The sequence below is a fragment of the Chthoniobacterales bacterium genome (assembly GCA_035274845.1).
GTDB lineage: Bacteria > Verrucomicrobiota > Verrucomicrobiia > Chthoniobacterales > UBA10450 > AV80.
In genome coordinates, this window is the sequence record DATENU010000001.1 from 34,450 (window position 1) to 60,920 (window position 26,471).

Annotated in this window: 22 protein-coding genes and 1 tRNA gene; 11 read left to right on the forward strand and 12 right to left on the reverse strand. The window is 58.8% G+C overall.

The window, feature by feature from the left end:
* Window positions 1-45 precede the first annotated feature (45 nt).
* Window positions 46-119, reverse strand: a tRNA-Pro gene (locus VJU77_00160).
* Between the two features lie 293 nt (window positions 120-412).
* Here VJU77_00160 and VJU77_00165 point away from each other — a divergent pair.
* From VJU77_00165 to thpR, 8 genes are all read left to right on the forward strand, one after another.
* On the forward strand, window positions 413-1,012 hold the full coding sequence (locus VJU77_00165) for a prepilin-type N-terminal cleavage/methylation domain-containing protein (protein ID HKP01747.1): 600 nt from the start codon (window positions 413-415) through the stop codon (window positions 1,010-1,012).
* Window positions 1,009-1,662, forward strand: coding sequence for a hypothetical protein (locus tag VJU77_00170; protein HKP01748.1), 654 nt, complete (start codon window positions 1,009-1,011; stop codon window positions 1,660-1,662). The genes VJU77_00165 and VJU77_00170 overlap by 4 nt, the downstream gene beginning before the upstream one ends.
* 20 nt (window positions 1,663-1,682) lie before the next feature.
* Window positions 1,683-3,182: a hypothetical protein gene (locus VJU77_00175; GenBank protein HKP01749.1), complete on the forward strand. Its 1,500-nt coding sequence runs from the start codon at window positions 1,683-1,685 to the stop codon at window positions 3,180-3,182.
* Window positions 3,183-3,194: 12 nt separating this feature from the next.
* Window positions 3,195-5,192, forward strand: coding sequence for a choice-of-anchor Q domain-containing protein (locus VJU77_00180; GenBank protein ID HKP01750.1), 1,998 nt, complete (start codon window positions 3,195-3,197; stop codon window positions 5,190-5,192).
* An 89-nt stretch (window positions 5,193-5,281) separates the two neighbouring features.
* Window positions 5,282-5,608: a DNA-directed RNA polymerase subunit omega gene (locus VJU77_00185; protein ID HKP01751.1), complete on the forward strand. Its 327-nt coding sequence runs from the start codon at window positions 5,282-5,284 to the stop codon at window positions 5,606-5,608.
* A 27-nt stretch (window positions 5,609-5,635) separates the two neighbouring features.
* Complete coding sequence (gene smpB / locus VJU77_00190; protein ID HKP01752.1) at window positions 5,636-6,097, forward strand: SsrA-binding protein SmpB; 462 nt, start codon at window positions 5,636-5,638, stop codon at window positions 6,095-6,097.
* A gap of 132 nt (window positions 6,098-6,229) precedes the next feature.
* Window positions 6,230-7,450 carry an MFS transporter gene (locus tag VJU77_00195; GenBank protein ID HKP01753.1) on the forward strand — a complete coding sequence of 407 codons (1,221 nt, stop codon included), beginning with the start codon at window positions 6,230-6,232 and terminating at the stop codon, window positions 7,448-7,450.
* 6 nt (window positions 7,451-7,456) lie between these two features.
* Window positions 7,457-8,005, forward strand: coding sequence for an RNA 2',3'-cyclic phosphodiesterase (gene thpR, locus VJU77_00200; GenBank protein HKP01754.1), 549 nt, complete (start codon window positions 7,457-7,459; stop codon window positions 8,003-8,005).
* Here thpR and VJU77_00205 read toward each other — a convergent pair.
* Window positions 7,990-9,561, reverse strand: a complete 1,572-nt coding sequence (locus VJU77_00205) for an oligopeptide:H+ symporter (GenBank protein ID HKP01755.1) — start codon at window positions 9,559-9,561, stop codon at window positions 7,990-7,992. The genes thpR and VJU77_00205 overlap by 16 nt on opposite strands.
* Before the next feature lie 67 nt (window positions 9,562-9,628).
* Window positions 9,629-11,110 (reverse strand): MFS transporter, encoded by a 1,482-nt coding sequence (locus VJU77_00210; GenBank protein HKP01756.1) that lies wholly within the window; start codon window positions 11,108-11,110, stop codon window positions 9,629-9,631.
* 91 nt (window positions 11,111-11,201) lie between these two features.
* Here VJU77_00210 and hisC point away from each other — a divergent pair, with 91 nt between their 5' ends.
* Window positions 11,202-12,320: a histidinol-phosphate transaminase gene (hisC, locus tag VJU77_00215; protein ID HKP01757.1), complete on the forward strand. Its 1,119-nt coding sequence runs from the start codon at window positions 11,202-11,204 to the stop codon at window positions 12,318-12,320.
* Window positions 12,321-12,327: 7 nt separating this feature from the next.
* Here hisC and VJU77_00220 read toward each other — a convergent pair whose 3' ends face one another.
* The 8 genes from VJU77_00220 to VJU77_00255 all read right to left on the reverse strand — a co-directional run bounded on the left by VJU77_00220 (window position 12,328) and on the right by VJU77_00255 (window position 23,283).
* A complete protein-coding gene (locus VJU77_00220) occupies window positions 12,328-12,660 on the reverse strand; it encodes a tetratricopeptide repeat protein (GenBank protein ID HKP01758.1) in 333 nt (110 codons plus the stop codon).
* A 23-nt stretch (window positions 12,661-12,683) separates the two neighbouring features.
* On the reverse strand, window positions 12,684-14,216 hold the full coding sequence (locus VJU77_00225; GenBank protein ID HKP01759.1) for a peptidylprolyl isomerase: 1,533 nt from the start codon (window positions 14,214-14,216) through the stop codon (window positions 12,684-12,686).
* A 142-nt stretch (window positions 14,217-14,358) separates the two neighbouring features.
* Complete coding sequence (locus VJU77_00230; GenBank protein HKP01760.1) at window positions 14,359-15,588, reverse strand: argininosuccinate synthase; 1,230 nt, start codon at window positions 15,586-15,588, stop codon at window positions 14,359-14,361.
* Complete coding sequence (locus VJU77_00235) at window positions 15,589-16,668, reverse strand: ATP-dependent 6-phosphofructokinase (protein HKP01761.1); 1,080 nt, start codon at window positions 16,666-16,668, stop codon at window positions 15,589-15,591.
* Between the two features lie 18 nt (window positions 16,669-16,686).
* The gene (locus tag VJU77_00240) at window positions 16,687-17,631 is read right to left on the reverse strand and encodes a serine hydrolase (protein ID HKP01762.1); all 945 of its coding nucleotides are present in this window, start codon (window positions 17,629-17,631) and stop codon (window positions 16,687-16,689) included.
* 106 nt (window positions 17,632-17,737) lie between these two features.
* Window positions 17,738-18,418 (reverse strand): DUF4410 domain-containing protein, encoded by a 681-nt coding sequence (locus VJU77_00245; GenBank protein ID HKP01763.1) that lies wholly within the window; start codon window positions 18,416-18,418, stop codon window positions 17,738-17,740.
* 116 nt (window positions 18,419-18,534) lie between these two features.
* Window positions 18,535-22,161 carry an autotransporter-associated beta strand repeat-containing protein gene (locus VJU77_00250; GenBank protein HKP01764.1) on the reverse strand — a complete coding sequence of 1,209 codons (3,627 nt, stop codon included), beginning with the start codon at window positions 22,159-22,161 and terminating at the stop codon, window positions 18,535-18,537.
* A gap of 141 nt (window positions 22,162-22,302) precedes the next feature.
* The gene (locus tag VJU77_00255) at window positions 22,303-23,283 is read right to left on the reverse strand and encodes an aldo/keto reductase (GenBank protein ID HKP01765.1); all 981 of its coding nucleotides are present in this window, start codon (window positions 23,281-23,283) and stop codon (window positions 22,303-22,305) included.
* A gap of 345 nt (window positions 23,284-23,628) precedes the next feature.
* Between VJU77_00255 and icd the strand changes: the two genes are divergently transcribed.
* Both icd and VJU77_00265 read left to right on the forward strand, forming a co-directional pair.
* Window positions 23,629-24,939 carry an NADP-dependent isocitrate dehydrogenase gene (gene icd / locus VJU77_00260; GenBank protein ID HKP01766.1) on the forward strand — a complete coding sequence of 437 codons (1,311 nt, stop codon included), beginning with the start codon at window positions 23,629-23,631 and terminating at the stop codon, window positions 24,937-24,939.
* A gap of 243 nt (window positions 24,940-25,182) precedes the next feature.
* Window positions 25,183-25,815 carry a hypothetical protein gene (locus VJU77_00265; protein HKP01767.1) on the forward strand — a complete coding sequence of 211 codons (633 nt, stop codon included), beginning with the start codon at window positions 25,183-25,185 and terminating at the stop codon, window positions 25,813-25,815.
* Between the two features lie 82 nt (window positions 25,816-25,897).
* Here VJU77_00265 and VJU77_00270 read toward each other — a convergent pair.
* On the reverse strand, window positions 25,898-26,471 hold a 574-nt coding region (locus VJU77_00270; protein ID HKP01768.1), incomplete at its 5' end, for a hypothetical protein.

The following is a 26,471-nucleotide window of genomic DNA, read 5'->3' on the forward strand; positions in this document are numbered from 1 at the left end:
CGAGGGGAGAAACTGACCACGCGGCAGCGGGATTGCGAGAATTAATCGGGCTGACAGGATTCGAACCTGCGACCTTTCGCACCCGAGGCGAACGCTCTACCAAGCTGAGCCACAGCCCGAACTAAGCACCGCGCTATCTGGTAGACGCGGCACGGCAAATATGTCGCTTAATTCCCGAACCGTGGCAAGCCGATACCGCGCACGAGTGCAACCCAAACGCGGATAAAGGCGCTTCCCGTTGGGAACAGGGTAACGCGTCCGCGGCGCTTTCAGCAATCGCACTTTCCCGAATCCACTAAACCGGAGGCCATCGGGCCGAATTCGTCGGCTAGGGGTGCGCCCTGCCCGATCCGACCTGCGGTGCTTGGGAGCCCGATAGAAATCGGCGCCCAACCAAGGACGACTATCAATATTGATAAAAATCGCCAAAAATATCATCTCCGCGAAAACGCTGTCGCAGGAACGAGAAAACCGGCACATGATGTGCTGCCTAGTTATGGTAATTATGACGTTTGGCATGAAAGAGCCTCAAATAGCTCCAAACCGTGGCATGACCCTCTCCGAGGTTATGGTCGGCCTCGTTCTTCTTGCCGTCTTCTTTGCCTCCATTTTCGAGCTCAACGCGGTTTGCCTTCGCTACATTGACGCTACCAAAGAGTCGGTTGCAGCTCTTCAGAGCGTGCAGGATCGCTCGGAAATGTTGCGGAATTTGTCGTTCACCGACCTGGTCAGCACCACCGCAGTCCAGAACTTAATGGCGACAGCGCCCAACGCGGCGCCCTTTGCAGGCAAGGCCACGGAGACGGTAAAAATAAGCGCTTTTCCCACCCCCAACGGCGTGACGCAGTTCACGCGCACACCTTCCGGAACCGTAACCACCAACTCGGTCGCAACCGATCTCGGCACCGGGCTTGTCAAAGTCGAGGTGAAAGTCGCCTGGGCAATGACATTCGGCGGACGTCCACGAACAGAAGAGTCAACCAACATCCTGTCAAACGGATCAAAAAAATGAAACTCAAACCTTCACTAAAAAACCTCGCCTTCACCTTACCTGAAATGATGCTCGCCTTGGCGACGAGCAGTGTCGTCATGGGTGCGACCTTCACTTCATCCGGGTCGCTCCAGAAGAGCTTCAATGCCATTGACAGATATTTTGGCACCCACATGCAGCAGGTGCGCATTGTGGATTATCTCAGCCGGGATGTAAAACGCGGCCTCATCGTGACGACATTTGCGCCGCTAAACCATCCGGAGCTTCAGACGGTGACGATCACGGTTCCGAACTACATTATCCAGCAGGGCGACCCCGAGGCGGTGGTCAATCCCGCTTTGATCGGCACGCCGCGGACGCCCACCATGACCTACACGCCGAGCGGATGGCAGGTTAACTACGGCGCCACCACCAGCTCGGTGGTTTATTCCATCAGCGGACTGTCGATTCTCCGGACCGAGAACGGCGTTGTCACGACGGTCGCGTCGAGCACAGATCGGCTGGTGCCGGAGACCACCGACGTGGAGCTGGCAAATACGGAGTACACCAAGACCAGCATCAGCTTCCAACCCATCTTTACGTCCGGTGGCACACAGGCCGCCCAAGATACCGCCCGGGCGGGCACGACAGTGTATTCGACAGCTTACCTGAGAAACAAACGGCGCGGTTAATCGCCCTTAAAGGAGTAAATATGAAACGCGTAAAACGCTTCGAGGAAGAAGGCAACGTCCTGATCTGCGCGTTGGGCGCGATCCTGATCCTATCGCTCATTGGAGCCAACGTGCTCCGCAATTGCACGACTCGTTTCAATGTCTCGTCGAGCCAGGTGCGCAGCTGGAAGGACTCGCTCATGGCAGCGGAAGCCGGGGGTGACATCGCTTATGCCGAGGTCAGGAAGATCATCACCGTCGGAGTCCCCACCGGATTCCCCAACGCACTTCCAGACGGACCCGTGGCGGATCCGGCCCATGCGTTCAACGGCTGGACGAAATCCGGGAGTAAATACTCGAGCCCTGTGACAACATTCGGCTCTAACAACCTCACCACCAGTACGGTGGTCGATAACTTTTATTCCGATCCAGCCACGGGGAACAGGTGGTATCGGGCCCGCACCAAGGGGACTGCGCCGGTGAACGGCTTGCCGCGGACCGGAATGGACGATCGCATGGGCGCGGGGGTGCGCGGCGATAGTTTGCTCCGGAAAATCGACTTCCGAACCGATCACTTCATTGCGGCCTACGGAAAGGATGGCGATGGCGTAGGCCCAACGGTTACTCCGGTGCCGAATCCGCAAATCACCCGTCGCATCGAACAAATCAGTGCTCCGGTGACGCCGTTCGAAGTGGCCATCAAAACCACTGGTTCATATTATGGCCTGGGCTCGGCCGCACAGATCGACAGCTACAATTCCAAGGATGGCCCCTACGTTTTCGTCGCTAACAATCCCGCGAGCCCGCGCTACAAGGATTCCCGCAGCGGCTCGGTCGCGATCGGAGGGGCGGTCGCCCCTGATGCAGTGAACGGAATGCTCTACGGAAATATCTCCACAAATGGGGGGACAATCTTGCCGACCCAATACATCACGGGAACGGTTGACAACAACGTTCCCTTCACGATTCCGCCATTCAAGATGCCGACGGATTTGCCGCCGCCACAGTCCTCGCCCACGACTGTTACTACGGATGTGACTGTGACACCGCCTGCGGCTGGGACGCCACAGGCCCCAACCTATTATCTCCTCTCCAGTCTTAGCGGGAGACTCACCATCAACCCCGTTGGCAGTGCGCAAACCTACGTGGCTGTCCATGTCACGGGTGACCTGACCGCGCGCGTAACGGTCAAGAACAACGTCCACGTGAAACTGTTTATCGATGGGAACGTCGACATCAAAGCCCGCGACATCGACAACGAAAGTGGACTCGCCGCCAACCTCCAGTATTACTCAATCAGCCCGACCAATCCGTCGACCGTCCAGTTCATCCATATCGCACCGCCGGGCGATTTCGCCGCCACCTTTTACGCACCGAGCGCCGACGTGGTGCTCAACGGCAATCCAGACCTCACGGGCGCGATCGTGTGCAAGACGTTCTATGGAAACGGGAACACCAGCTGGCATTACGATCGCGCCCTGGATACGGAAGGCGACGCCGTCGACTACCGCATCGTCAGCTACGTGGAGGACATTCGTTAGCAAGATAGACGCATGAGAGCTTTCCTCTGCCTTCTCGCAGGTGCGCTTTCATGCGTCTCGGTGTCCGCCAGCACGCTTACCGTAACGAGCACGGCTGATAATGGCGCGGGTTCCCTGCGAGCAATGATTGCCGCCGCGGCGGCCGGCGATGTGATCCAGTTCGACCCGTCTCTAAACGGTCAGGTTATTTTGCTGGCGACTCCGCTCAACGTGATCCGGGAGCTGAGGATCGACGGGCCAGGCGCAGATCAAATTGCGATCAGTGGCGGCAACCGCACTCGCATTTTTTCCGCAATATCTCCCCTCACCCTCACGGGTCTCACGCTAAAGAACGGACTCGGCGATGGAGGCGCCCTGCGGGTCACCCGAGCCCGGGCCACGGCGATTGGATGCATCTTTACCGACAACGCCGCGCCTAACGGACTGGGGGGAGCGATTAATTCTCCTGGCTCCGCCCTCGAGCTCAGCAATTGCACATTCTTGCGTAACACGGCTTCCGGCTTTGGCCTGGGCGGCGCATTTTTTGGTCCCAGCAGGATCGCAGTGACGATGACTGACTGTGTGTTCATCGAGAACTCTGCTCATGACGGCGGCGCCATTTTCGCGGACGGCGAGCTGAACCTCGTGCGCTGCAATTTCACTCACAACAGTATCCCAACCGACGGGATCGCCGGTGCTGTTTACAACGAATCCCCCACGCTCATGACCGGATGCATTTTTTCCGGCAACTCAACCGGCGACGGAGGTGAAGGCGGCGCGCTCTTCATCGGCGACGGCATCATTCGCGACTCTCTCATCGCCGGCAACTCGGTTGGATCGACGAGCGGATTTGTAGCTCAGGGCGGTGGAATCTGGAGTTTCGGGACGCTGAATATCCAAAACAGCACCATCGCAAACAATATCTCCGGCGCTCAAAGCCAGGGGGCCGGCATCTACAACGATAGTGTGCTGGTTTTAGACAACACCACGGTCTCAGGAAACTCGGCTGGAGCATCCTCGCTGGGAGGCGGCATTTTTAACGAAGCCAGCGATGGCGCTTCCCTGAGCGCCGCAAACACCATCATCGCCCGCAATTCCGCACCGGCCGGTCCGGACATTTTCGGCACATTCGCCAGCCGCGGGTACAACCTCATTGGCAACACCGGGGGCAATACAGGAGCGACTGGGAACGACCTGATTAACGTCGATCCTCTTCTCGGTCCGCTGCAAAACAACGGTGGGCCAACTGCCACCATGGCGCTCCTCCTGGGGAGCGTGGCGATTGATCATGGAGATCCGGCATTCGATCCGAACTCATTCGCCCCGCCGATGATGGGCGACCAGCGCGGCGCCCCACGTCTCGATAACGGCCGACTCGATATTGGCGCTTACGAGGCGGAGCCGCCGCATTTTCCCTCAATCGATTCTCTCACCGCGCCCCAAACGGTGGAATGCACCTCCTGGAACGGGACCCCCGCCAGCGTTTCCGTCCATGTCAGCGACAGCCGCGGCCACCCCCTGGTGATTCAGTGGATCGTCAATAATGAAATCAAACAGACAGATCAAATACCGGCGGGCCAGCCTACGAGCGGAGGGCAATCCAGCTATACCGCCATCTATCCGGATGGCGCCACGGCCGTGATGGTTGTGGTGAACGATGGGCAATCGGCCCCGGTCAGCCAGTCCACCAGTGTCACTATCCGCGATACGACTCCACCGGTCATTACCAGCCTCACCGCGAGCCCGAGCGTCCTCTCGCCGCCCAATCACAAAATGGTGCCCATCACGATCTCAGTGAGCGCCACCGATATTTGCGACCCGAATCCGCAATCCAGAATCATCTCCGTGACCAGCAACGAGGCGGGCGAGGGCCAATATCAAATAACCGGCAATCTCACCCTCAATCTCATGTCGGACCGAAATGGCGGAGGCAACGGACGCATCTACACGATTTCGGTCGAAGCTCGGGACGCCTCCGGCAATACAACCACGAAAAGCGTGGTCGTGACGGTGCCGAAGGGCAACAAGTAGGCGCTCGAAAAGTTCCTGGGAAAGCAGGAATTAATCGGTTGACAGCGACTGGGGTCGCCCGCAAAGTCACAATTCGCTTTTGCCCGACGATGCTTGCCTCAAACCTTATTCCACCAGTGATTTCCGGCAGCACGCCGACCGTTCTTCAGTTCCCGACGGAAGCGACCCGCACCGTCCGTTCCTTGCGCAATATGACCACTCAACTCCTGCAGGAAGCAGCTCAAGTGATCCCGAATCAGCAATTGTTGATCAACGTCGTTTCCCGCCGCGTGCGTCAGCTCGGGTTGGGCCATCGCCCGCTCGTCGAAGCAACTCCCCGCTCCTCCCTTACCGATATTGCGCTCCGGGAAATCATCGCCGGCAAGCTTACTTACGAGCTCACCCCCGAGAAGCCAGCCGTCGACGGCGCCGCCTAAACTCCCGGCGCGTCCGGAAGCCCGACCATGGCGACCGAGACGATTCTCAATCGCAAGGCGTTACGCGATTTTCACATCCTTGAGCGCTACGAAGCCGGCCTTGAATTGAAAGGCAGCGAGGTCAAATCGATCCGCGCCGGCAAGGCCAATATCAGCGACGCGTTCGTCCGGATCGAGAAAGGCGAAGCGTTCCTCTACAACGCCGACATCCAGCCGTACGAACGCGCCAGCCACGAAATCCCGCCGGCCAAGCGGGTGCGGAAACTTCTCCTTCACCGGCAGGAGATTGATAAACTGTATGGACTCAGCGCGATTTCCGGCCGGGCTCTGGTGGTTCTCAGCCTCTACTGGAAGAACGGCAAGCTGAAGTCCGAGATCGGCGTCGCCCAGGGAAAGGTCGCCCACGATAAGCGCGCCGATTTGAAGAAGCGCGCCGTCGATCGCGAGACGCAACGTGAGGTTTCGCGCTTCAACAGGAAACATGGGTAGGTAGGGACGCCGCGCTGCGGCGTCCGGAAATCGCTGGCTGAATCCGCGAACGGCGCAGCGCGCCCTCCCTACCCCCGTTCACCATTCACTCTCCTTGTCACCCCGCGCTTCGCATCCAGATTAGACGTTCGCATGGCTCGGGCGCGTTCACCTCTCTTCGTTCTCTTCCTCACGGTCTTCATCGACCTGATCGGCTTCGGCATCGTCATCCCGATCCTCCCGCTTTACGCGGAGCATTTTAACGCTTCGCCGGTCACGATCGGCTGGCTGACCGGCATCTATTCCGGCATGCAGATCATTTTCACCCCGATCCTGGGGAAGCTTTCGGATCGCTTTGGTCGCCGGCCTGTTCTGTTCATCAGCATCGTCGGCACCGCGCTCGGCTTCGCCCTGATGGGGTTGGCGCATTCGCTCACGTTGCTTTTCATCGCGCGTATCCTCGCCGGCATCACGGGTGGAAACATTTCGATCCCGCAGGCCTACATCGCAGACGTTACCGCTCCTGAAAAACGTTCGCGCGCCATGGGCCTGATCGGTGCGGCCTTTGGTCTCGGGTTTACCTTCGGTCCCCTCATCGGGGGTTTGATGAGCAGGATTTCCTACAGCGCGCCGTTTTTCTTCTCGGCCGGACTCGCCGTGGTCAATGCCGCGCTCGTTTATTTGATCCTGCCAGAAAGTTTGCCCCGCGAACATCGCGCTCGCCCGCATGAGGAAGCCAGTATCGCGGAGGTTTTCCGGCACGGCCGCGGCGCCATGTTCGCAATCGTGATCGGCACCTATTTTTTCCTGATCGTCGGTTTCTCGATCATGACCACGCTCTTCGCCTTGTTTACGGAAAAGCGTTTCAACTACGACGCCCAGGCGAATGGATACCTTTTTGGTTTTGTCGGCATCGTCAGCGTGATTGTGCAGGGAGGTCTCATCGGCCGATTGATCAAGATCTTCGGCGAAGTGGCGCTTGCGCGGGCTGGCATGATCCTAACCACGCTTTCGCTCGCCTTGTTGCCGATGAGCGGGAACCTGACGTTTTTGCTGCTGGTCTGCGCGGGATTATCAGCTGGCAGCGGTTTTGCCAGTCCGCCCCTTAGCGGCCTCGCGTCGCAAATGATCGAGCCGAGCTGGCAAGGGCGTGCCCTCGGCGTCATGCAGTCCGCCGGCAGCACGGCCCGGTTGCTCGGTCCGCTCCTCGGCGGCTGGCTGTTGACCTTTGATCTCCGCAAACCGATCGGGCATTACGGCTACACCCCGTTCCTGGCCGGCGCATTTCTCTGTCTTGTCGGCGCAATCTTCGCCTTTTCTTTCAAGAAGCCTGCCCAAGATCACACGACGGATGATATCGCGGTCGGAGTGTAGACACCGATGAGCTCGAAGCGGCTCTTCGTCAGTATCGAGCTTCCCGAATCCATTACCAAGCAGCTCGCAGAATTGGATCCGTCTCTCCGCGGCGTGCGCTGGCTCGAACCGCGCCAGATGCATCTCACTCTCGCCTTTCTCGGAGACGTATCGAGGGAAATCCAGGAAGCGCTGTCGAAGAAACTCCAGGCCATTTCGTGGAAGTCATTCTTCCTGCCACTTATCGGCCTCGGAACTTTCCCTGGGAAAGGCTGGCCGAAGATAGTTTGGATTGGAGTCGGGACCGGTCACCCGCATTTGTTCCAATTGCATAAACGCGTCCAGGAAGCTCTTCTCTCCACCGGTCTCGAGCCCGACCTGCGCTCATTCCATCCGCACGTCACCCTCGCTCGTTGCCGCGACGTTTCTCCGCAGACGATCCGTCCCTTTCTAAAATCGCACGGCGATTTCGATGCCGGCATGATCCACGTCGAATCATTCGTTCTGAATTCGAGCGAACTGACTCCGGCCGGTTCCGTTTACACCGCGGAACTCGTCTGTCAGGCCTTGCGATAGTGGTCGGCGACCGGATAACTCCGGGCGACCAATCCAAAGGCCAGCGCCGCCAGGAACGCGAACACGGCAAAGAAAAACATCTGGAACGCCGTCAGCCCGAAACCGCTCGACTTGATGAAGTCGATCACGGCCTGGTTTTGCACGCCGGCGTTCACTACCAGCACCCAAAGATTCCCGATGGTGACCGAGAGATTCCAGAACGCCATGATCGCGCTCTTCATTGAGAGCGGTGCCTGGCTGTAGGCGAACTCGAGCCCGGTCGCGGAAACCAGCACTTCGCCGAGGGTGAGAAATGCGTAGGGGAGAATCTGCCATGCGATCGTGAAGACCGTGCCGTGGTCGAGCACCAGTTGCATGCAGCCGACGACGATCCACGCCACTCCGGACAACGCGATCCCAGCCGTCATTCGCCGGAGCGCGGTGACTTCGTAGCCGAGGCGGCGCAGGGCCGGATAAAGCACAAGATTGTTGAAGGGAATGAGCAGCATTACCAGCGCTGGATTGAGCGCCTGCATTTGCGAAGATTGGAACCAAGCCGGTTTGCTCATCGCGTTTGCCTGCAGCACCCAGGTCGACGCTTTTTGATCGAAGAGCGACCAGAACGGCGTGACGAGGGCGAACAGCACCAGGACACGCAAGACAGCCCGCACGCCCTCAATCGCTTCGTCAGGATGCTTGCCACGAATGGCGTTGAGCTGAAGCCAAACGCCCAATCCGCCAAAGGCAATCATAGCGACGAGGGCGAGGCAGGCCGCGATAACGAAACCGAGCCTCGGAATCAGAAGAAACGAAATGATGGCGGCAAGAGCGCCAAGGCCCGCGAGAACCTTTCCGCGCATTCCCGAAGCGATCGCGGTGCTCGAGACACGAAGAAACGAATTCGGGTCAGAAGGAGCCGGAGCCAGCATGACGTAGCTCTTCCTTCCGAGCCACAGGACCACGACGGAGATAAACATCAACGCGCCCGGGATCCCGAAAGCGAACGCCGGCCCGAGATACCGCAGGAAAAGCGGCATCAAAAAGGATGCGAACAACGAACCAAAGTTGATGATCCAATAGAACGCGTCGAAGACCACTTTCGCTCGATGCTTGTTTGTTTGATCGAATTGGTCGCCGACAAATGCCGCCACACACGGCTTGATCCCTCCCGAGCCAAGCGCGATCAACCCCAGCCCGACGTAAAAGCCGGTGCGATTGAAAACAAAAAGGGCGAGACATGCCTGTCCGACGCAGTAGACCAGGCTTAGCCACAGGATCGTGTTGTACTTTCCAAAGAAACGATCGGCCAGCCAGCCACCGAGAAGCGGAAAAAAGTAAACTCCGATGACGAAGGTGTGGAAGACATCTTTCGCCGCGTGTTCCCGGTCCGCCTCCGGCAAATACACCAGCAGCGACGACACCAAAAACATCGTCAGGATGTTGCGCATCCCGTAAAAGCTAAAGCGCTCGCAGCCTTCGTTGCCGATGATGTAACGGATTTGGCGCGGAATTGGGGCCTTGGGATCCGGGACCGCGGGCTGCCCGGCCAGCGCCGGATCGATGACGTCTTGTTTCACCGTCGCGAGAGTCGGTTGCGCGGCGAATTGCCGCAATAACAAAAGCGGCCAGGAATGAGGATCCCAGCTACAATTTGCACGACAACGGCGTCGCGACGTGTTCAAGCGATTTGCGTTCGGCGTCGACGCCGAGCCATGCTTCCACGAGCGCTCCGATAACCATGAGCCCTGCGCCGACCAGATAGCCGGCGAACAATGCGACTCTGGACCCGGTGCCGATGATCCATCCGAAAAGGATCGGCGCTCCGACTCCGCCGGCCAGGGTTCCGAACGCGTAGAAGATCGCAATCGCCAGCGCCCGAATCTCGAGCGGAAAGATTTCGCTGACGGTTAGATAGGCTGAACTCGCGGCCGCGGATGCGACAAAAAAGATGACCATCCAGGCGATAGTCTGCGTTTGCGCCGTGAGCATCCCGGCGTGGAAAAGCCAGCCTGTCGCGGCGAGCAATAAGCCGGCGATCGCATAAGTGGCGGCGATCATCTTCTTGCGGCCGATCGTGTCGAAAAGATGTCCGAGCACGAGCGGGCCGAGAACGTTTCCGAGAGCGAACGGCAACAGATAACCGCCCACGTTTTGCGCCGGAACATCGTAGAAGCGCATCAGGACCAGGCCGTAAGTGAAAAAGATCGCGTTATAAAAGAACGCCTGGGTCAGCATAAGGACGAAGCCGAGCAGAGAGCGGCGGCGATGTTCGTGCACGATTGTATGCCAAATCTCGTGCAACGGAGTGTGCGTGCGCGTGCGGATGGAGATTGGAGTAATGGAGTGCTGGAGTGATGGGGAATTCGCGTTGCCATTGCTCTTGCCATTACTCCAATACTCCACTACTCCATTCCCCCTCTCCTCCGCGATCGAGCGCTCGACTGTTTCAACGATCCGCTCCGCCTCCTGCGCCCGCCCGTGGATAAGAAGCCAGCGCGGGCTTTCCGGAATCCAACGCCGGAAAAAGACGACGACCAGCCCAAGGATCGCGCCGATTCCAAAAGCGAGACGCCAACCCAGCCAGACCGGCAACCGATGCGGATCGAGGAGGATCACTGTCGCGGCCGACCCCATCGCTGCGCCGACCCAGTAGGAGCCGTTGATCATCAAATCCACGCGACCGCGGACGCGTGCTGGAATCAGTTCGTCGATGGCTGAATTGATCGCAGCGTATTCCCCGCCGATGCCTGCGCCTGTGAGCGCCCGAAAGAAAGCGTAACTGGCGAAGCTCCAGGAAAAGGCCGTAAGCGCCGTAGCCGCGAGATAAACCGCCACAGTGATGAAAAACAATTTCTTCCGACCGAGCCGATCTGTTCCGTATCCGAAAAGCAGTGCCCCGATTACCGCGCCAGCCAAATAGAATGTCGCGCTGGCGCCAACTTGCGCATCGGTGAAGCCAAGCGTCTCTCGATGAGTCAGAATTCCGCCCAGTGAGCCAGCCAGCGTCACCTCCAGCCCGTCAAGAATCCAAGTCGCGCCGAGCGCGAAGACAATCAGCCAGTGCCAGCGGCTCCAGGGCATTCGGTCCAGCCGCGCCGGCACATACGATTCGACCCACTGTCCCATATCGCAAACCTAGGTGGATCGCGAACTCCGTCGAGCGGCGTAGGGCTCGATCCACCTTGACGCGGCGACATGCGTCAGGCACAAACATGTCGTGAACAATCCTACCGCGCTCTCGCGTCGGGGATTTGCGAAACTTCTGGGAGCTGGCGCTGCCTATGCGGCGTTCCGGCCGGCCTTGGGACTTTCGGAATCCACTCCTGCCGCTCAAACCAAAACGTCCGACGTCGTCCGGCTCAGTTCGAATGAAAACCCGTACGGTCCTTCGCCGGCCGCGCTCAAGGCAATGACCGCCGCTTTTCCTCTGGCCTGGAAATATCCGGACGAAACACAGGAAGATCTGGTCGAAGCGCTGGCAAGACTAAATCAGGTTCCGAAAGAGCAGATCCTGCCGGGCGCTGGCTCAGGCGAAATCCTGAAGGTTTCGGTCGCAGCGTTTACAAGCTCCGCGAAGAAGCTGGTAGTGGGCGACCCGACGTTTGAAGCCTGCGCTGGACATGCCAAGGCGAGCGGCGCGGAAGTTGTGAAGGTCAAGTTGAACGCCACTTACGCGCATGATTTAACGAAGATGCTCGAGGCTCCCGGGGTCGGCCTTCATTACATCTGCAACCCGAACAATCCGACCGCGAGTCTCACGCCGAAGGCCGATCTCCGCGCCTTCCTCGCGAAAGTTCCGCGCGAAACGATGGTTCTCGTGGACGAAGCGTACCATCATTTCGTCGAGAGCCCAGATTATGAGAGCGTGATTCCGCTCGTGAAGGACTACCCAAACCTGATCGTGGCGCGCACGTTTTCGAAGATCTACGGGATGGCCGGATTGCGCTGTGGCTATTGCGTCGCCCAGCCGGACAAGATTGAGCTGATGCGCGCGCAGCAGTCGTGGGACAGCGTCAGCATTATGGCGATCGTCGCCGCTCGCGCGAGCCTGGACGACGCCGCACAAGTGACGAACGGACTAAAGAACAATACCGACGTGCGGAAGTATGTTTGCGACGAGCTGGACAAGATGAAGTTCAACTACATACCGTCGCAGGCGAACTTCATGATGATCGATATGCGGCGTGAAGTGAAACCGCTCATCGCCGCGTTCAAAGAGAAGAAAGTGCACGTCGGCCGGCTCTTTCCGCCTCTGCCGAATCACCTGCGGGTGACGATCGGGACCAGGCCGCAAATGGAACGGTTTCTGGCGGCTTTTAAAGAGCTGTCCGCTTAACGAACAATTATTCCTTCGCGATCTTGCCGCCCCACGAGAGGATCTTTGCTTTCGTCCCGGCGGCTTCGGCTTCCTTGATGTCGCCGTTGCGATTGTAGAAAAGCGATAGACTGGTCCAGGCAATCTGATCGTTAGGGCGCAATTCGGTCGCCTTCTTGCCGGCGTCGATCGCTTCCGGAAATCGACCGGTCTTCATCAGCGCCATGCCGAGGGCGTGCCAGCCATCGAAGAAGGCCGGGTCCAGCTCGACGCAACGCCGGTATTTTTCCACGGCGCTCTCCAACTCCCCGATTGCCAGATCGCCATTCGCGTCGTCGAAGATTTCGTCGAGCTGCGACATCCGGACACCGGGACCCGCGCTGTCTAACTTGTGGCGAGCTGGAGCTGGGCAGCCTGCCGCCGCTCCTGCAGCCACTCGTCAAACACGGCCGCGCGCTTGCTCTGGAGATAGCTTGTCTCGAACATCGTCTTGACCTTGGGATACTCGCCCAGCTCGGCCGGTTCGCGCTTTTCCAGCACAGCCACCAGGCCTCCTTTTTCTGTCGGGACAAAATCGGTCGAGTCACCCGGGTTCAATTCGTTGACCGCATTCTTAATGGCCGGCAGATCGGGCGTCTCAACTTTGGCCGGTTTGTCTTTCTCTGCCGTCAGCACCGGACTCGGCGCGGGTGTCGCTGTCGGGCTATCGACAATCGAAAAGGGCGGAATTCGTTCCACTTGCAGGCCGCTCTGGTTCATTGCCGTATCCAGAGGTGTGCCCGCTTTCAGCGCTTCCCGAATCACGCGGGCGGTGTCCGCACCCTTGTTCGCAACGAGCTGACGGAGCTTCTCCTTCTTCAGGGCTTCGGTAATTTTCGGCTTGGCTTCATCCAGGGTGAGCGGGCGTCCCGGGACAATCCCCAGCAAATGGATGATATAAAATCCTTCCGGGCCCTGAATCGCGTCGCTGAACGGCGCCTGCTCCGTCAGTTGAAAGGTGTATTGAGTAAGCGCCGGGACCTTGGCGAACTGCAAATCGGGCGCCGCCGCCGTAAATTCTCCCGTGCTCGCTACCGGCACATTGAACTTGGCGGCCACGTCGGAGAATTTGGCGCTCTTGTCGAGCAACCCCTGCACCATGTCGTTTGCCTTGTTCGCCAACTTCTGAAGCGCATCCACTCGCTCCTTTCCGGTCAGTTTCTTTTCCTCCTCGTTGAAGGTGAAGGCCACGAATTCGACGCGACGTTTTTCGTCATTCTTAAATTCCGCCTTATGAGCCTCAAAGTATTTCGCGATGTCTTCATCCGAGATCTTGACGTCCTTCTGGAAATCGTCTTCGCGAAAACGAACCAGAGCCACCTGGAGTTTGCCGTGGGTCTGCTGGTAATATTCCATGCTTTCCGAGTCAGCGACCTGGAGACCGGTCCCAATCAGCTCTTTTACGCGATTGAGCGAAAGTTGGTCGGAAATGAGTTCCTCGATTTGCCCTTCTCTGAACCCGAGGGACGGCAGATTCTTCTGGGTAAACTCAGTGTATTTGTTGATGTCGAACCCGGTGTCGCCGCGGAATGGCCGCAGCGTTTGCACGAAATTGTCGATCTCTCCCTGGGTGGGGTGGATTCCCAGTTTCTGCGCTTCGTGAATGAGGACCAGCCGATTGAACGTGAAGCTGACATACATATCGGCTTCGTTCGTCGCGCCCGCGGTCAGCTCGTGCCAAAGGGACAGGCCCAGCATCTGGGCCAGGGTCAGAAGACGCGCGCTCCGCTGGAATTCCACCTGAGTCACCGGCCGGTCGTAAATGCGTCCGATATCGCTCACGCGTGGAACGCCCCAACTGGTTTTGTTGAAATAAAAGATGAAGGGAATGGCCAGGATCGCGATCACGATCATGAGCCACTTATGATGCTTGCGCATTACGGTAATCATAGGAAGAGACGCCCCGGTCTGGGCGGCCCAGAACTTACGAAGCCTTCCAAAAGCGCCAACTGTTTTCTGTCGCTGCTTCGCCCGGCGAAATGCACCGAGCGACCAGGCCGCAAACTCGACCCGGCGGCGGCTAGGGAATTCGTTTCTCGGAAACCGCCGCTCGGACTTTGAGGCGCAACGCGTTTAGCCGGATGAATCCGGTCGCGTCGCTCTGGTTGTAAGCGTCCCCGCCGCCCCCCTCCATGGTCGCGATTTCGGGATCGTAAAGGCTCTTCGGGCTCTTCCTTCCGGCGGCGATAATGTTGCCCTTGTAAAGCTTCAGCCGGACATTGCCAGTGACATCCCGCTGCGTTTCGGTCACGAGCGACTGGAGGGCTTCCCGTTCCGGGGCGAACCAGAAGCCATTGTAAACGAGCGCGCTATATCTCGGGATCAGGCTGTCTCGCAACTGCATCACTTCGCGGTCCATGGTGAGCGATTCCATCTGCCGGTGCGCGAAATGGAGAATGGCGCCCCCGGGGGTCTCATAAACCCCGCGGCTTTTCATTCCCACGAAACGGCTTTCCACCATGTCCACCCGGCCAATCCCATGTTTCCCGCCGATCTTATTCAACCTCTTCATCACGCCCAGAGGGTAGAGTTTCTCTCCGTTCACCGCGCAGCAATTTCCATCGCGGAATTCGAGCTCGATATATTCCGGTTCGTCGGGAGCGTCTTCGGGCGCGACGCTGAGCTTGTACATCCCACGAGCTTCCGCCGAGCTGGCGTCGAACCACGGGTCTTCCAGCATTCCACTCTCAAAACTAATGTGCAGGAGGTTTCGATCGGTCGAATACGGTTTCGAGGCGCTCGCTTCCACGGGAATGCCCTGCGCCGCCGCGTAAGAGATCATTTCAGCCCGCCCGGGAAACTGCTTTCGAAAACGCTCCTCTCGCCAGGGAGCAATAACGCGCAGCTCCGGCCCAAGCGCAGCCGCGGTCAATTCGAAGCGGACCTGGTCGTTCCCCTTCCCCGTGGCACCATGGGCGATCGCATCTGCCTTCCTCGCCTGCGCGAGCTCGACCATTCGCTTTGCGATCAACGGACGCGCAATGCTCGTCCCGAGGAAATATTGTCCCTCGTAAATCGCCCCGGCCTGCATCATCGGGAAGATGAAATCCCGGGCAAATTCTTCGCGCAGATCTTCAATCACGCAGCTCGCGGCCCCGGTCGCCAGCGCCTTTCCTTCCAAGCCGGCGAGCTCTTCCTCTTGTCCAATATCCGCGCAGAACGCAATGATCTCGGCGTCATAATTCTCCTTTAGCCAACGAAGAATCACGGACGTGTCGAGTCCACCCGAATACGCGAGTACGATTTTCATCTAATCCCCGAATGAAATATCGACGTCCCGCGCGGTCTGGACCAATTCGCCATCCGGCGGCACGAGCTTCAGCCGATTCACGGCGTCAGCGATCGGCACATGGCGGACCTGGTAGTTTTGGTAGCTGACCATCGAGCCGAATTGCTTTTCGTTAATGAGCTTTACCGCTTTGACGCCGAAGCGGGTCCCGAGAATACGGTCCAGAGTGGTCGGCGCTCCGCCTCTCTGAAGGTGCCCGAGGACCGTGCAACGAGTTTCTCTTCCGGTATGCGCCGCGATCTCGCGCGCGACTACATTGCCGACTCCGCCAAGACGATCTTCGCCTTCTGTGTTTGGCCGCATCACGACCTGCCCATCGCGCGGGCGCGCGCCTTCCGCGACGACGACAATGGCCGAAGGCTGCCCGCGATCGGCGCGAGCCTGGAGGGCGGCTGCGATTCTGTCGTAGGCAAAGGGAATCTCCGGAATCAAAATAATGTGGGCCCCGCCGGCGATGCCGCCGTGCAGAGCAATCCAGCCGGCATGGCGTCCCATTACTTCCAGGACCATGACGCGTTTGTGGCTTGTCGCTGTGGTATGCAGGCGATCGAGCGCGTCCATCACGGTGTCCACCGCGGAATCGAAACCGAAGGTCATGGCCGTGGCCTCCAAATCGTTGTCGATGGTTTTCGGAACGCCGATGCAATTGATTCCGGCCGCCTGCAATTGCTGCGCGGTCGCCATCGATCCATCTCCGCCCACCACGATCAGGCTATCGACACGCAGTGATTTCAGAACTTCGCGGGCATCGGCAATGACCTGGTCAGCAACATCCGCCGGCTCACCGGCTCCGATTTTTGCCACAAAGTGCCCACGGTTCGTCGTCCCGATGATTGTTCCGCCGCGGGGCATGATGCCGGCCGTGTCACGCCGCTGAAGAAGTTTGTAGTTACCCGGTGGAAGCAGGCCCTCGAAGCCATCGAGAAATCCGATCACTTCCCATCCCAGTTTCTCGGCCGAGAGAACAACGCCTCGCAGGACGGCATTCAACCCAGGACAATCGCCGCCGCTCGTCAAAACGCCGATACGGGGCTTGTTCATTTGCGACGGCGCAAAAAACTAGAGCGTTTTCTTCGGGTCGATCATCCGGCCACCGGCGGTCCATTGGTCGTGCAATTGCCAGCCGCGGGTGAGGAGTTGGGCTCCTTCGTCAAAACGATTGCTGCTGCCGAGCATGACGACAATCAAATGCCGCGGGATCACCGCCGTCCGACTTTCTTCTTTCAGAATTTGGGATTCACGTTGCGCGGAAAGAATCAGGCAATCCCCAGCGCGCGCTGTCCGGCCGGTCTTCACCCCATCAACCCCGTTCGTTCCGAGCAGTTCGTTCGTATTCCGGAGCATGTAACCTTTTTTTTCCGCGCCGCGACTAAAGGAAATCTGCCGTTCCTTTTGGGAAACATAAAAACGAAAAGAGGCCTTGTTCACGGCATAACGGGTAAGCCGCGCGAGATCCGAAGCAGTGGAATACGGCATCGAACGCTCGCCGGTGTCGATGCCGTGCGGATTTACGAAACGGGTCCGCTCCATCCGAAGCGTTTTCGCTAGGAAGTTCATCTGGCCGACAAAGATTGCGACTGGAGAGCCGTTTCCCGCCGAAGGCACGATCGCCTGAAGCGCAATGCCAACCTGATGGGCCAGGGTATAGGCGGCGATGTTGTCCGATTGAACAAGCGCAGCGTAAAGAAGGTCACGCAGGGTGATCCGATCGCCCGGTTGAAAGCCGATAAGATTGTCGCCGGTGCCGGCAAACGCCTCCGGCGGAATAGCCACGAGCTGATTCAGGTCGCCCCCTCTTTTCTCCGCCCAGTCGAGGACGACCATGGCGGTCGCGACTTTGGTGAGACTGCCAATCTGGCGTTTGTCCCTTGCTTCCCTTTCCTCCAGCACGTGTCCCGTCTGGGCGTCGACGATGACGTAACACTTCGCCGCCCGAAGGGCGGGTCCAGCCGGCAGACAAAGCGCGATTGCGAAAAGAGCGAGCCAAAAACGACGGAAATTCATCACGGTAACAAAAAACCGCTGCACCTTAAGCGCCGCTGGTTGGTTGGCAACCGGTGAATCAGCGCGAGAATATCCCGCGCATTCAAAATCCGCTTTCGCCTACAGCTTAGTGGAGGGCGATGTCGTGGCGCGTGCCGTAACGGAACGGATTGGGGCTAAGCACCAGATAAATGCGCTCTGCCGCATTCACGAGATCAAACGACCGGGCGTATCCCAATCCGCTGGCGCGTACTGTTCCGCCGCGGCCTTGGAGTTCGCTGCCACCCGCCATGTCGAATTCATAAACCACGATGCCGCGGTCTATATCGGTAACCCGGACATGCAACGCCAGGTGCGATTGGCCAACCCCAAGATGGCCGAAGAAAAGAGCGCGTCCCGCGGCGCTTCCCCCATCCACGAGCGCAAATTGCCCTTCAACGAGCCAGCCAGTCCGCGGTGTTTCGTAGTCCTTCAGGATTCGGGCCGGCGCCATCTTCTCGAGTTGCTCCTTCAGGTCGCCCGCAAATTCAACCGGGGTGAGCGCCTTGCGGATCGGCATTTCGCCATCCGAATTGGTCTGATCTCCCGTAAAAATGGCGCCATCAATGCAGAAGGGCCGAATATAAATTGCCTTGGGCTCGTAGGCGCCGACGCCGCAATTATTGGTCGTCATGTAAATGCCCTTCGAGTCTTTCGCGTCCGCTGCGACCGTGCGGGTGGACCCGCCGGCAACCTCCGTTCTGGTGACATACATGTCGGCGCAGGAACAAAGAAGAATGCTGGAAAGAAGAGCGAGGAAAGGTTTCATAAGGATTAATCAATCACCCGGGGTCGCCGGCTTTGGACGTACGACAGCGGATTTTCTCGATAAATGATGCAACTCCCGTGCCGTGTGACGCACAAAAAAACCCGGTTAGCGGCCCCCTAGGCGCGCTGAAAAAGCCGCCGGATCTGCTTCCGATGGCGGAAGAAAAGCAGGGCGAACACCATCCCTCCGGAGACAAAGGTCGCCGGCTCAGGCGCTGGCACCACTTCATAATACCCCCCGCCGAGATCGATCTCCATGCCTCCAGGTCCGAAACCTGTGAACAGAAAGCTGCTTAGATTGGCGCTTTGATCGGACGCGAAGATAAGGCGATCGGTCGAGTTGTTCCCCTGGGTCAAGGCCGTGCCCGTCCAGTTATCGATGGTCAGGGTGTACGCCCCGGGAGTAAAGCTGGCGAAAGTCAGCGCCCCAACCGTTCCGGTTCCAAAGTCGAGATGGGAATTGGAGGCGGCAAGGGTCAACGCTCCCACGCCCAGACTGCTCGTAGTTCCTTCGCTGAAGTTGCCCTTGGCGAAGGTTCCGCCCGCAAGAATCATGGTGGCGGCGTTGTTGATCTGATCGTTTTTCCCGAGGAACAGGGTGCCGCCGCTATTGATCGTGATGCTGGCGGTGGAGGCGAGAGCGCTTCCAACCGTCGCCGCGGCAACCAGGCTGCCCGCGTTCACCGTCGTCGCTCCGCTGAATGTGTTTGCTCCGGTCAGGATCAGCGTGCCTGCCCCGGACTTGCGCAAGGCGACGTCCCCCTGGGTGCCGCCGTTCGTTCCTGAAATCGTGCCCGCAAAAGTGCTCGTAACGCCGACGCCGGGATTGACGGTCAGGAGACTTGTTCCGCCAACGCTGCTGTTCTTTACCTTTCCGGACGAATCCCCGGAAAGGGAAGCGATACCGTCGCTGAAACCGGCCATGTCGAACACACCGCTCGTATTCAGGGTTAACGCCGTTTGGGGCGCGGACGGAAGCCGATTGTTTCCGGCCAGTTTCAGGGTACCGCTGTTCTGCACCGTGGTCGCCCCGTTGTAGGAGCTCACCGCACCGAGGACCACAGTCGTGCCGTCGATCACGAGATCGGAATTGGGCGAGCTGCCGGTGATGCCGTTGTTCGTGATATTGACTGTTCCGCCGCCAAGGAACGTCAGCGTGGTTCCATTTTTTAGAATACCGCCCGTGAGATTCAGCGTGCCGCCCCCCGCACTGATCGACGCGTTAGTGGCGATGTCGAGCAGGCCAGCAAAGGTGCTGGTGCCGGTATTGGTGAGCGCTCCGCCATTGCTGATGCCGGTTCCATTGAGCGTTACCGTTTCGGCCGTCGAGTAGTTAACGTTGTTGAGGTTCAGGGCGGCGCCATTGGAGACGGTGGTCCCGCCCGCAACCGTCCCGAGCGCATTGTTGGTGTTCAGCTGCAAAAGGCCGCTGCTAATGGTAGTCGCTCCGGTAAACGTGTTCGCGCCGCTCAGAATCACGGTTCCCGAGGTGGTCTTCGTAATTCCTGCGGTGCCGCCCAACCGCGCGCTGACCGTGCCGCTTTGGAACTGGTAATCGGCCCCGGTGAGCGTGCCCGAACCAATAATGGATCCGCTCGTCAGCGTAATAATGTTCAGGGTCTCGTTGAATGCCTGGAGATCGAAGGTGCCGCCAGACACGGTGAGGTTGCCGCTGTCCAGGAGACGTTCACTCGCTGCCAGCTGGAGAATCCCCGCGCTGACATTTGTTCCCCCGGTGAAACTGTTGTTCCCACCCAGGACCATCGTGCCGGTGCCGGTTTTGTTGAGGGTCCCGTTTCCGGTAATGGCGCTCGTAATCGTAAATGTCTGGAACGGGTCGATCTGAAAGGTGCTCGCCGTATTGGTCAAAGTGAAAGCACGATTCGTCGAGAAGCCGCTGGTAATTTCCAGCGTTCCGGCATTGAGCGTAAGCCCACCGCTATTGGCTCCGAGGTTCGCCGACTGGCTAATGGAGAGCGTCCCCGCGTCGATACTGGTTCCCCCCGCGTAAGTATTCACCCCGCTCAAAACCACCGTCCCGACACCGCTCTTTCGGAGGAGTCCGGCACCGGAAACACCGGTTGGATCCTGGATTACGCCTGAGAACGTGGTCGTTCCGCCACTCGCCGCGGTGAGCGTGATGCTCTTGCCGACGCCGCTGTTGGTTCCAAGAAAAATGTTGCCAGAGAACGTCGAGGCGGAGGCGCTATAGCCGCCGAGCGTTATCACGCCGGTGTTGCCCGATTGCGCCCGGATATTGCGCGAAATGGTGACGGCAGCGTTCGTGAATAACCCGGCATCGAACGCGCCGGACGTATTGCCGAGAAGAATGTCGGACGATCCGCTGCCGAGCACGGTGTTGCCAGCTGTGCCGGTGGCGTTCGCGGTGAGAAGCAGATTGCCGGCATTAATCGTGGTGGTGCCGGCGTAGGAGTTGTTGCCGTTGCTCAGGATAAGGCTGCCCGCCGCGTAGGTGCTTACCCCGTCCAGCGAAAAGTTTGAAGCACCAGTGCCGGATATAACCCCGGAGATCTTCGCCTCCGGCACGCTCCCCACGCCCCGCAGGGTTTGGAACGACCTCGTTCCCCCGTTCAGATTGATCCCGTTTTGAAAATCGACGGTGTGATCGGCGGTGGCGTCGCCCAGGTAAAACACCGCATTTGCAGCGGACAGGAAATTTACGGCGCCCCATGTAACCGTGGCGCCGCTCCCGCCGAGGTTTACGACCCGATCCGCTCCGTAGGCCGCAAACCCCGAACTATTTGTCATGTTCACCTGGTTCGCACCCGTCCCAAGAGCACGGGTAAAATTGCCATTGCCCAACTCCAAAATGCCGGTGTTGAACGCGAAATTGCCGGTGCCCAAGGTCACTGTTCCCCGAATCGAAAGCACGCCACCAACATTCGTCGCACCGGTGCCGTTCGAACCCGAGCCGGAAAGAATGAGGGTGCCGAAACTGGTCAGTGTGAGAGCGCCATTTCCAGTGATCAAGCCGCTTTGCTCGATCGTTTTGCCGATCGCCACATCGAAGGTTCCGGCGCCGGTCATCGTGATATTGCGCGTTCCCATCACGTCTTGGGTCACCTGAAGGGTGCCACCATTGAAGATAAGTCCACCAGATGACGCGCCGAGATTCGAGTTGGAAGAAATCGACACGATCCCCGCATTAAGCGTAAGGCCGCCGGAGAAAGTGTTCGTTCCGCTCAAGATTACCGTGCCGAGCCCTGTTTTTGTAATACTGCGGCTGCCCCCGGCTTCCGCGATGTTGCCAGTTATGTTCAGGCTGTTGCTGCCGGCTATGTTCCAGATGCCTGTGTAAGCCGCCACTCCAGTCGGATCCCCCAAAATCATTCCGGCCGAAATGGTCTGCGTAGCTTCCGTGCCGGCGATGTCGTTGCGAGTGATGTTACCGCTGCGAAGATTAAGCGTGCCGCCGGTGCCCGCCGCGAGGGTGAAACCGCTCGTGGTATTAATCACCAGGTCATTGATGTAGCGGGTGCCATCCAAAGTCATCGTTAGGCCAGAGGCAAATCCCGTCCCGATGGTGATGGTTTGGGTTCCATCAAAAACAGGTAAGGCATTGCCGGTCCAATTGTTAGCCGTGCCCCAACTGGCGTTCGCGCCGCCTCCATCCCAGGTAGTGCCGGCCTTGGCCGGAAGGGCAAAGATCAGGGCGCAAAAAAGCAGCGCCACACGTATGGGCGCCCAGGCAAAGCCGATTCCGGGTGGCCTGTGGAAGGACATTGCCGCAGGGACATAGCGGTTTCTATGCCTCTTCTAAGTATTTACCGCAATTGCGGCCCGGTTGGTTTTTCTATCATGCCCCGGAAAACAGCCAGCACAGCCCCATCCGCGCCCGCCACCTCTCGTTCGCGAGCGCAAAAACTAGAGAATGCCCGCCACCTGATGAGGAACGTAAAGCTCCTCCAGCTGACTAATCTCTTCCTGGCTCAGCCGGACCTCGAGAGCCGCAATAGCTTCTTCGAGTTGATATGGTTTCGAAACCCCCACGATGGGCGCGACCACTCCCGGTTTTTGCAGCAACCAGGCCAGCGCCAATGGGGCGGGCGCCAGACCGCGCTTCGCCGCCACCGATTCCAAACGCTCGATAACGCGGGCATCCACTTCCGCGATTTGTTCCCCGTAAATCATTTTGCCACGAGTGTCCGATGCGGCTCGAGCCGTGGCCGGTCTCCGCTGACCCGCGAGAAGGCCGCGGGCGAGCGGACTCCAGGGCAGCAATCCAATTCCTTCGTTGAGACAGAACGGGATCATTTCGCGCTCTTCTTCGCGATAAATGAGATTGTAATGATTCTGCATGACCGCGAAACGCCTCCAGCCCCGCGTATCCGCCACGTGCAGCATTTTCGCGAACTGCCAGGCGGCCATCGAGGACGCCCCGAGATAAAGGGCTTTGCCGGCGCGCACCACGTCGTCCAATGCCTCGAGCGTTTCTTCGATCGGCGTCTCCTCGTCGAACCGATGGATATAATAAAGATCGACGTAATCCGTTCCCAGCCGGCGCAAACTGTCATCAATGGCGTGCATGATGTGCTTGCGGGAAAGTCCACCCTGGTTTGGGGCGTCTCCGACCGGATAAAAAACCTTCGTGGCGATCACCAGTCGATCACGCCCCGGCCCGAAATCCTTCAGAGCGCGACCCAGCACTTCTTCGCTTGCGCCTAACGAGTACATGTCGGCCGTATCGAAAAACGTAATTCCAGCTTCGAGGGCCTGTTTGATTAATGGCCGGCTGGCTTCCTCATCGAGAACCCACGGCCGCCACTTGCTCGATCCATAGGTCATGGTGCCGAGACAGAGCCTGGAGATCTTGAGGCCGGTCGAACCCAGGTTCACGTATTGCATGGCGAATGCCTCTCGCTGGGTTCGGTCAGTCTGACGCCGGCTAGCCCGCTTCAGGGCGCGTGATCAGCGCCAATGCCGCTCACCGTTCCGAGAGGCCGGGACCGCCGGGATCGGTCGCTTATCGCGGGCCGGGCGCAGCTCGACCGGGCTGGAAGTTTTGCATTCCTCGCACCAGTGCCTTTGCGCACTGTCGAGACGCTTGCGAGCGCCGCAGTTGTCGCAAACGAATACTTCTTTTCTCACTACTTCCTCATAGCTCGGTTAGGCCAGAATGCCAAGAGCGTTTACGCGATCCCCCCGAGTTCTACTTTCGCCTTGGAAATTTCTACCTACAGTCCCTCCCCTATGGCGTACAAGAATCTCACCCCTCCCGCGGGCGATAAAATCACCAGGACCGAGAAACTGAACGTGCCGGATCGTCCGGTTATTCCCTTTATCCGAGGCGACGGCACCGGCCCCGACATCTGGGCAGCGAGCGAGCGCGTCCTCGATGCCGCGGTTGAAAAAGCCTATGGCGGGAAAAAGAAGGTGGTCTGGTTCGAGGTTTTCGCCGGACAAGCGGCCAAGGACAAATTCGACAAGTGGCTTCCGGACGACACCGTCGAAGCGTTTCGAGAATACCTGGTCGGGATCAAAGGCCCGCTGACCACTCCGGTCGGCGGCGGCATCAGCTCCTTGAACGTGGCGCTGCGCCAGCTCCTCGATCTGTTCGTATGCCTGCGCCCCGTCCAATATTTCGAGGGCGTCCCCTCCCCGGTGAAACACCCGGAAAAGGTGAACATGGTGATTTTTCGCGAGAACACCGAGGACATCTACGCCGGCATCGAATACAAGGCCGGCACACCGGAGGCCGCGAAAGTAATCGCGTTCTTCGAGAAGGAATTTCCCAAGCACTTCGAAAAGATCCGGTTCGGCACGAAACAGAAAGCGGCCGATTTTTGGAAGGCCGTCGGCGCGCCGGAAAAGGATGACGTGATAGTCGGCGTCGGCATCAAGCCGGTGAGCCGTTCCGGCAGCATCCGGCTGATTCACAGCGCGATCAGTTACGCTATCCAGAATCAGCGCAAGAGCGTGACCCTCGTCCACAAGGGCAACATCATGAAATTTACCGAAGGCGCGTTTCGCGATTGGGGTTATGAAATCGCGAAGCAATACTTCGGAGCGGAAGAGATCGATGGCGGCCCGTGGTGCAAAATCCCGATGGGCAAACCAGGCGCCGGCATCGTCATTAAGGACGCGATCGCGGACATCACGTTGCAGCAGGTGCTGACGCGGCCGGAGGATTTCGACGTGATCGCCACCCTGAATCTCAACGGCGATTACCTGAGCGACGCGCTCGCCGCTCAGGTAGGCGGAATCGGCATCGCTCCCGGCGGCAACATCAACTACATCAGCGGCCACGCCGTGTTTGAAGCAACCCACGGCACCGCCCCGAAATATGCGAACCTGGACAAGGTCAACCCGGGCTCGGTCATTCTTTCGGGTGAAATGATGTTTCGTTACATGGGCTGGAACGAGGCGGCCGACCTCATCTTGAAGGGCCTCAACGGCGCGATCGCCAGCAAACGGGTTACCTACGATTTCGCCCGCCTGATGGAAGGCGCCACCGAGATCAAATGCAGCGAGTTCGGCGATAACGTGATCGCCCACATGTAAGGGCATTTTGCCCCCCTCGGCGAGGTGCCAGCTCCCCAAATGGGGCGCTTAAGGCATCGATCTCGCGGCCGCGAGATCGAATAACGCGTCCTGTACTTCTGGAAAACCTCAAAATGCTTGACATTTTTCGCCAGACTTTGAACCCTTTTTGTCTGAAAACTGTCTGACCCCCTTGCCAATCCTTCCCCCGGCGACTTGGCTAGTTAGACAAATCAACAAAAACAATAAACCCACGAAAATATAATGAAAAAATTAACCATGACTTCGCTGATCGCGATCGCTTCTCTCGCCCTCGTCGGATCGGCCCTGGCCCAAAACGCCAGCTTTAGTGCCTCGCGAACCTTTGAATTCGATCCAGATAGGACCGGCGGCGCCGTGGCCAACTGGGCCAAGGGAATTGGGTTGGCTGATGCGAGCGCAAACACCAACTTCGGCCTGCGGCTGGAGAAGAACGTTCCGATCGACGCCAACGTGGCGGCCGGAGCTGTCCTGAATGGCCTGAAGGGCGTAGTGGTCGGCGCCGGGGATACCATGGGTTACGACATGAAAAATGACAGCGACAGCACGCTCAATGGCAGCGGCCCACGCTTCAACGTCTCGTGGACCTTGAATGGCGTCTCGAACTTCTCCTTCGTGGGCGGATCGAATAACGCCACCAAGTCGCCAGCCTGCCAGGATCCGACCAATTGGACCCGCTATCGTCTGAACCTCCAAAACCCGGCTCAGGCTTACCCGGTTATTCCGGTGGGCGCTGTGCTTCAGAGCGTGGTCCTGATCTTGGATGAGCCAGCCAAGGACACCTTGGACAACATTAACTTCCGCGACCAGATCGCGACCAAACAGGGTTCTTCGTCGACTTCGACGGGCTGCCCGTAACAGCTTGGGGAGTTAGCTCAAAAGAAGGAGGCATCCCGTGAGGATGCCTCCTTTTTTTGTTTCCTTGGTGGCGTTGATTTGCCTACGGCCCGCCACCGCGATCGTACACTTCGACTATGCCCACGCCTTGGCCGCTGGTCAGGCCGGCCAGGATCGCCGTGTAAAGGCCCGGCGGGAGAGTCGCCGCGATCGCCGATTCCTTTGTGTCCGAAGGCGCCAGCCCCGCAGCGGTGATCTCCGCGGCTTGCACCGGATCGTCCTGCCAGTCGTTGTTGGACTTCAGAAGGGTCCCATTCTGATCCCGCAGCTCGAGCGTTGGATCCTGCAACGGGTTCGAGATGCCGAACCCGCTCAGGCTTGGTCCCAAGCCCCGAATCACGACGCGGTCGTCCCCGGCACCATTACCCAGGATGAAACCAGCGATTACAACATTGCTGCCAGTGCGCACGAAGGCGCGGGTGCTGAGGTTCCCCAGCCTCGACGCGGCCGCCGTGTCGAGATCGTACACTTCGACCAGACCAACGCCCACCCCTGGGCCGTTGCCACGCAGGATCGCGGTGTAAGCACCGGGAGGCAGCGTCACGATGATGGCCGACTCCAGATCATTCGTCGGCGCCAACCCGGTGGCTTGAATCAGCGCTTCCTGGGTATCTCTC

What these genes read in the sequence shown, in the direction of transcription:
- VJU77_00255 (HKP01765.1), bottom strand. Translation starts at nt 23,283, where the DNA reads ATGCAATACGTGAACCTGGGTTCGACCGGCCTCAAGATCTCCAGGCTC.
- VJU77_00180 (HKP01750.1), top strand. Translation starts at nt 3,195, where the DNA reads ATGAGAGCTTTCCTCTGCCTTCTCGCAGGTGCGCTTTCATGCGTCTCG.
- VJU77_00235 (HKP01761.1), bottom strand. Translation starts at nt 16,668, where the DNA reads ATGAACAAGCCCCGTATCGGCGTTTTGACGAGCGGCGGCGATTGTCCT.
- VJU77_00250 (HKP01764.1), bottom strand. Translation starts at nt 22,161, where the DNA reads ATGTCCTTCCACAGGCCACCCGGAATCGGCTTTGCCTGGGCGCCCATA.
- VJU77_00225 (HKP01759.1), bottom strand. Translation starts at nt 14,216, where the DNA reads ATGCGCAAGCATCATAAGTGGCTCATGATCGTGATCGCGATCCTGGCC.
- VJU77_00185 (HKP01751.1), top strand. Translation starts at nt 5,282, where the DNA reads ATGCTTGCCTCAAACCTTATTCCACCAGTGATTTCCGGCAGCACGCCG.
- VJU77_00240 (HKP01762.1), bottom strand. Translation starts at nt 17,631, where the DNA reads ATGAATTTCCGTCGTTTTTGGCTCGCTCTTTTCGCAATCGCGCTTTGT.
- VJU77_00230 (HKP01760.1), bottom strand. Translation starts at nt 15,588, where the DNA reads ATGAAAATCGTACTCGCGTATTCGGGTGGACTCGACACGTCCGTGATT.
- icd (HKP01766.1), top strand. Translation starts at nt 23,629, where the DNA reads ATGGCGTACAAGAATCTCACCCCTCCCGCGGGCGATAAAATCACCAGG.
- smpB (HKP01752.1), top strand. Translation starts at nt 5,636, where the DNA reads ATGGCGACCGAGACGATTCTCAATCGCAAGGCGTTACGCGATTTTCAC.
- VJU77_00245 (HKP01763.1), bottom strand. Translation starts at nt 18,418, where the DNA reads ATGAAACCTTTCCTCGCTCTTCTTTCCAGCATTCTTCTTTGTTCCTGC.
- VJU77_00210 (HKP01756.1), bottom strand. Translation starts at nt 11,110, where the DNA reads ATGGGACAGTGGGTCGAATCGTATGTGCCGGCGCGGCTGGACCGAATG.
- VJU77_00175 (HKP01749.1), top strand. Translation starts at nt 1,683, where the DNA reads ATGAAACGCGTAAAACGCTTCGAGGAAGAAGGCAACGTCCTGATCTGC.
- VJU77_00220 (HKP01758.1), bottom strand. Translation starts at nt 12,660, where the DNA reads ATGTCGCAGCTCGACGAAATCTTCGACGACGCGAATGGCGATCTGGCA.
- VJU77_00170 (HKP01748.1), top strand. Translation starts at nt 1,009, where the DNA reads ATGAAACTCAAACCTTCACTAAAAAACCTCGCCTTCACCTTACCTGAA.
- VJU77_00195 (HKP01753.1), top strand. Translation starts at nt 6,230, where the DNA reads ATGGCTCGGGCGCGTTCACCTCTCTTCGTTCTCTTCCTCACGGTCTTC.
- VJU77_00265 (HKP01767.1), top strand. Translation starts at nt 25,183, where the DNA reads ATGAAAAAATTAACCATGACTTCGCTGATCGCGATCGCTTCTCTCGCC.
- thpR (HKP01754.1), top strand. Translation starts at nt 7,457, where the DNA reads ATGAGCTCGAAGCGGCTCTTCGTCAGTATCGAGCTTCCCGAATCCATT.